The 5332-nt window shown below is 58.8% G+C and carries 8 protein-coding genes; 4 read left to right on the top strand and 4 right to left on the bottom strand.

All coding sequences use genetic code 11. The features are described 5' to 3' along the window. The 4 genes from DD606_RS23580 to DD606_RS23595 form a co-directional block, all read left to right on the top strand. Positions 1-301, top strand: a 301-nt coding sequence (locus DD606_RS23580) for an SDR family oxidoreductase (protein WP_129259267.1), incomplete at its 5' end; no start/stop codon positions are given. After that, the gene (entH, locus tag DD606_RS23585) at positions 301-714 is read left to right on the top strand and encodes a proofreading thioesterase EntH (RefSeq protein WP_015571173.1); all 414 of its coding nucleotides are present in this window, start codon (positions 301-303) and stop codon (positions 712-714) included. The genes DD606_RS23580 and entH, both read left to right, overlap by 1 nt. Before the next feature lie 149 nt (positions 715-863). Further along, positions 864-2969, top strand: a complete 2106-nt coding sequence (gene cstA, locus DD606_RS23590; RefSeq protein ID WP_015571172.1) for a pyruvate/proton symporter CstA — start codon at positions 864-866, stop codon at positions 2967-2969. A gap of 114 nt (positions 2970-3083) precedes the next feature. Beyond that, the gene (locus tag DD606_RS23595; RefSeq protein WP_006809671.1) at positions 3084-3281 is read left to right on the top strand and encodes a YbdD/YjiX family protein; all 198 of its coding nucleotides are present in this window, start codon (positions 3084-3086) and stop codon (positions 3279-3281) included. Here DD606_RS23595 and DD606_RS23600 read toward each other — a convergent pair. The 4 genes from DD606_RS23600 to DD606_RS23615 all read right to left on the bottom strand — a co-directional run. Continuing rightward, positions 3278-3682, bottom strand: coding sequence for a helix-turn-helix transcriptional regulator (locus DD606_RS23600; protein ID WP_023324295.1), 405 nt, complete (start codon positions 3680-3682; stop codon positions 3278-3280). The two genes, DD606_RS23595 and DD606_RS23600, sit on opposite strands and share 4 nt — an antisense overlap. Further along, positions 3657-3959, bottom strand: a complete 303-nt coding sequence (locus tag DD606_RS23605) for a type II toxin-antitoxin system RelE/ParE family toxin (protein ID WP_022647393.1) — start codon at positions 3957-3959, stop codon at positions 3657-3659. The genes DD606_RS23600 and DD606_RS23605 overlap by 26 nt, the downstream gene beginning before the upstream one ends. A gap of 183 nt (positions 3960-4142) precedes the next feature. Further along, positions 4143-4886: an SDR family NAD(P)-dependent oxidoreductase gene (locus DD606_RS23610; protein WP_047054249.1), complete on the bottom strand. Its 744-nt coding sequence runs from the start codon at positions 4884-4886 to the stop codon at positions 4143-4145. A gap of 57 nt (positions 4887-4943) precedes the next feature. After that, the coding region (locus DD606_RS23615; protein WP_129259269.1) for an iron-containing alcohol dehydrogenase at positions 4944-5332 on the bottom strand (389 nt) is incomplete at its 5' end.

The following is a 5332-nucleotide window of genomic DNA, read 5'->3' on the forward strand; positions in this document are numbered from 1 at the left end:
GGCGCTGAAAAGCCTGGCGCTGACCGTCGGGCTGGAACTGGCGGGCAGCGGCGTACGCTGTAACCTGGTGTCGCCGGGTTCAACGGATACCGACATGCAGCGCACCCTGTGGACCAGCGACGATGCGGAACAGCGGCGCATTCGCGGCTTTGGCGAGCAATTCAAGCTCGGCATTCCGCTCGGTAAAATTGCCCGTCCGCAGGAGATTGCTGCGACCGTGCTGTTCCTGGCATCCGATGCCGCTAGCCATATCACCTTGCAGGATATCGTGGTGGACGGCGGCTCCACGCTGGGGGCGTAATGATCTGGAAACGTCATTTAACGCTCGAGGAGCTGAACGCCACCAGCCTGAATACGATGGTGGGGCACCTTGGCATCGTCTATACCCGCCTCGGGGACGATACGCTGGAAGCGGAGATGCCGGTGGATGCGCGTACCCATCAGCCGTTTGGCCTGCTGCACGGCGGCGCCTCGGCGGCGCTGGCGGAAACGCTGGGCTCGATGGCCGGTTTTCTGATGACCCGTGACGGGCAGAACGTGGTGGGTACGGAACTGAATGCTACGCACCACCGCGCAGTCTCACACGGTAAGGTACGCGGCGTGTGTCAGCCGCTGCATCTGGGCCGTTCCAGCCAGAGCTGGGAGATCGTGGTGTTCGACGAGCAGGGACGGCGGTGCTGTACCTGTCGGTTGAGTACGATGGTGTTGGGGTAAGTCATTCAGCTGAAAGTGATCGGCTTAACACTGTGGTGTAAATCTCTGGTTTGACCACGCATTATTGCGTTTCAAAGTTGTTAAATTTTATCCGTTGTTCTAGAAACAAAATGTAACATCTCACTGTTTCACAACAACGGACAACAACTATGAACAACTCAGGGAAATACCTTACGTGGGCGGTGCTCTCCGTGGTGGGAGCCTTTGCCCTGGGCTATATCGCCCTCAACCGGGGGGAGCAGATCAACGCGCTGTGGATCGTCGTCGCCTCCGTCTGCATTTATCTGATCGCATACCGTTTTTATGGCCGCTATATCGCAAAGACGGTGCTGGGCGTAGACGGCACGCGCATGACGCCGGCCGTGCGTCATAACGACGGTCTGGACTACGTGCCGACCGATAAAAAAGTGCTGTTCGGTCACCATTTCGCGGCGATTGCCGGGGCAGGCCCGCTGGTGGGGCCGGTACTGGCCGCGCAGATGGGCTACCTGCCGGGGATGATCTGGATCCTCGCGGGGGTGGTGCTGGCGGGCGCGGTGCAGGACTTCATGGTGCTGTTCGTCTCCACCCGTCGCGACGGTCGTTCGCTGGGTGAGCTGGTGAAAGAAGAGATGGGGGCAACCGCCGGGGTGATTGCGCTGGTGGCGACCTTTATGATCATGGTGATCATCCTCGCGGTGCTGGCGATGATTGTGGTGAAAGCCTTGACCCACAGCCCGTGGGGAACCTATACCGTCGCCTTCACCATACCGCTGGCGCTGTTCATGGGGATCTACATTCGCTACCTGCGTCCGGGGCGCATTGGTGAAGTGTCAGTCATTGGCCTGGTGTTCCTGGTGTTTGCCATTATCTCCGGCGGCTGGGTGGCGGAAAGCCCGACCTGGGCACCGTTCTTCGACTTCACCGGCGTGCAGCTGACCTGGATGCTGGTAGGCTACGGCTTCGTGGCGGCGGTGCTGCCGGTATGGCTGCTGCTGGCCCCGCGTGACTACCTCTCTACCTTCCTGAAAATCGGCACCATCGTCGGGCTGGCGATCGGCATTCTGATTATGCGCCCGACTCTGACCATGCCTGCGCTGACCAAATTTATTGACGGCACCGGCCCGGTCTGGACCGGCAATCTGTTCCCGTTCCTGTTTATCACCATCGCCTGTGGGGCGGTGTCGGGCTTCCACGCGCTGATTGCCTCCGGGACCACGCCGAAGATGCTGGCGAATGAGAATCAGGCCTGCCTGATTGGCTACGGCGGCATGCTGATGGAGTCCTTCGTGGCGATTATGGCGCTGGTCTCCGCCTGCATTATTGACCCGGGCGTGTATTTCGCGATGAACAGCCCGATGGCGGTCCTGGCTCCGGCGGGCACCGTTGACGTGGTCGCTTCCGCCGCGCAGGTGGTGAGCGGCTGGGGTTTTGCGATTACGCCTGAAACGCTGACGCATATCGCTAATGAGGTCGGCGAGCAGTCGATTATCTCCCGCGCAGGCGGGGCACCAACGCTGGCGGTGGGCATGGCCTACATCCTGCACGGCGCGCTGGGCGGGCTGATGGATGTCTCGTTCTGGTATCACTTCGCCATTCTGTTCGAGGCGCTGTTTATTCTGACGGCGGTGGATGCCGGTACGCGCGCGGCGCGCTTTATGTTGCAGGATCTGCTGGGGGTGATCTCCCCGAATCTGAAGCGTACCGATTCACTCCCGGCTAACCTGCTGGCGACAGCGCTGTGCGTGCTGGCGTGGGGCTACTTCCTGCATCAGGGCGTGGTCGACCCGCTGGGCGGGATTAACACCCTGTGGCCGCTGTTCGGTATCGCCAACCAGATGCTGGCGGGCATGGCCCTGATGCTCTGCGCGGTAGTGCTGTTCAAGATGAAGCGCCAGCGTTACGCATGGGTGGCGCTGGTGCCAACGGCGTGGCTGCTGATCTGTACCCTGACCGCGGGCTGGCAGAAAGCCTTCAGCCCGGACAACAAGGTGGGCTTCCTGGCGATCGCCAACAAGTTCCAGGCGATGATCGACAGCGGTAAGATCCCGGCACAGTACACCGAATCTCAGCTGTCGCAGCTGGTGTTTAACAACCGTCTGGACGCCGGGCTGACCATCTTCTTTATGGTGGTGGTTGTGGTGCTGGCGTTGTATTCTCTGAAAACCGCGCTGGCGGCGTTGAAAGTCGACAAACCGACGGCGAAAGAGACGCCGTATGAGCCAATGCCTGAGAACCTGGACGAGATTGTCACCCAGGCGAAAGGGGCGCATTAACATTACCAAACCCCCTCACCCCACCCCTCTCCCCAAAGGGGAGAGGGTGTTAAAGTTCCCTCTCCCCTTTGGGGAGAGGGTCAGGGTGAGGGGAATACAAACGAGAAACTGATTATGTTCGACACCCTTTCCAAAGCAGGTAAATACCTGGGCCAGGCCGCTAAAATGATGATTGGCGTGCCGGATTACGACAACTACGTCGAGCATATGCGCGTCAACCACCCGGACCAGACGCCCATGACCTACGAAGAATTTTTCCGCGACCGTCAGGACGCCCGCTACGGCGGCAAGGGCGGGGCGAAGTGCTGTTAACCCTCTTTTGGTAAATAGAGGCTGATCTGCTCCTGTTTACAGCCGTAAAGTGCCGCCAGCTTTTCGCGGGTGCGCTTTTGCGGTCGGGAGTCCAGCGCTTCCAGCTGTGACACGGCGGACTGGCTGATGCCAAGCTTCTCCGCCACCTCCTGCTGGGACATGCCGCGTAAAATGCGCCAGGCGGCCTGTAGGCTGACGTTCTCGTTATGCATGATGTCGCACACTTCACCCGGTAAACCTACGTTATCGTAGATGTCTGATTCGTAAGGGATGTCTTCCCAGTCGTTTTCATCATCGTCATCGTACTCAAGCATGGCTAAACGCATGCGAAAATATTCACCGTAGGGTATGACAACATACTGTTTTTTTCCTTCTTCATCCTTGATGAACTGAATAGTCATATTCCGTATGCTCCTCATGAAGGTAGGTAGTGGTTGTCCGGCGTTTTACTGCCACTACGTAGCAGATATCACCCGGCGGGTCTCCGAAGGTGTAAATGACCCTGTAATCACCTAATCGCAACCTGTAGTGGTTTTCGGGAGAAGATAATTTCTTGATATCCGCGACAGGTGATGTTTTATCGTCCATCTTCTCCAGCCTGAATTTAATGCGGTTCTGATATCGAGGATCGATTTTAGAAAACTGCTTCTCTGCTGTTTTAGACCACACAATCTTCATCCGTACCTCCACTGTACGCCCACACAAAATATAAGGAAATAATAAGACTATTAGATAAATTCCGAATTTCTAATGAGGTACTGTAGAGCGGAGAATAACCGCGAGAAAGCGGCAAAACGCGAATCGTCGAGGCGGCTCGAACAGGCCTCTGCCGGGCGACAGAGGCATACAGTAAATTTGCGATCAGGCGTTCAGACCGCCGTCGACATCCAGACCGGTGCCGGAAATTTGCCCCGCAGCCGGGCTGGCGAGGAAGGTGACTGCCGCTGCGATATCCTCCGGCTGGCCGTAATGGCCCAGGGCAATAAGCTGACGCTGAGAGTCAGCCTGCTCGCCGTCTTCCGGGTTCATATCGCTGTTGGTCGGCCCGGGGTGGACCAGGTTGACGGTAATGCCGCGCGGGCCTAAATCACGGGCCAGACCTCGGGTGAGAGAGTTAAGGGCAGACTTGGTCATCGAGTAGACGGCGATCCCCGGCTGCGCCACGCGGTTCGCCAGACAGCTGCCAATGTTGATGATGCGTCCGCCGTCCGACATATGCACCAGCGCTTCCTGAATGGCGATCACCACGCCGCGGATGTTGACGTTGATCAGAGCGTCGATGTCCGCCAGGGTCATGGACTCCAGCGGGCCGCCGCGCGCAATCCCGGCGTTATTGACCAGAATATCCAGCCCGCCGAGAGCGCGCGCCGCCTGCGTGACCGCATCCTGAATCGCCTGCGCGCTGGCGCTGTCGGCCTGAATCGCCTCGCCGTGTCGCCCCAGCGCGTTGATCTCATCGACGACCTGCTGGGCTTTATCGACGGATTTTTCGTAGGTGATAACCACATCGGCACCGGCGCGCGCCAGCGACAGCGCAATCGCCCGGCCAAGCCCGCGGCTGGCACCGGTAACCAGCGCCTTTTTACCTGTTAAATCGATCTGCATGATGACCTCGTTGCAAGAGTGGAGAGAATCATCATTAGGTATAGCCCGTCGGCGCAATTAACGACTGAAGGATTCCACCTTCGCAAACGCGGCGCGCAGCACCTCAGGCGTTAACGTCACCGGCAGATAGTGAATCGACTCCACCGGGCGCAGGGTGTGGGCAATGACCTTATCCAGCTCGTCGCGGTTGTTTACATCAACGTCCAGCTCGCGAAGCGTGATCGGCAGGTTAAAGCGTTGGTATGCCGCCACCAGCTGCGCCAGCACGTCGTCCTGGCCGAGCAGGGCGCTCTGGACCAGAATGCCGTAGGCCACCTTGGTGCCGTGCAGGTATTTTTCCGTCTGCGGCAGCACGGTTAAGCCGTTGTGCACCGCGTGTGCCGCCGCCACGCGGGTATAGCGCTCACCCAGACCGCCGACCATTCCGCCTCCGGCAATAATCGCAT

The sequence above is a fragment of the Enterobacter cloacae complex sp. GF14B genome, from assembly GCF_004136805.1.
Classification (GTDB): Bacteria; Pseudomonadota; Gammaproteobacteria; order Enterobacterales; family Enterobacteriaceae; genus Enterobacter; species Enterobacter hormaechei_C.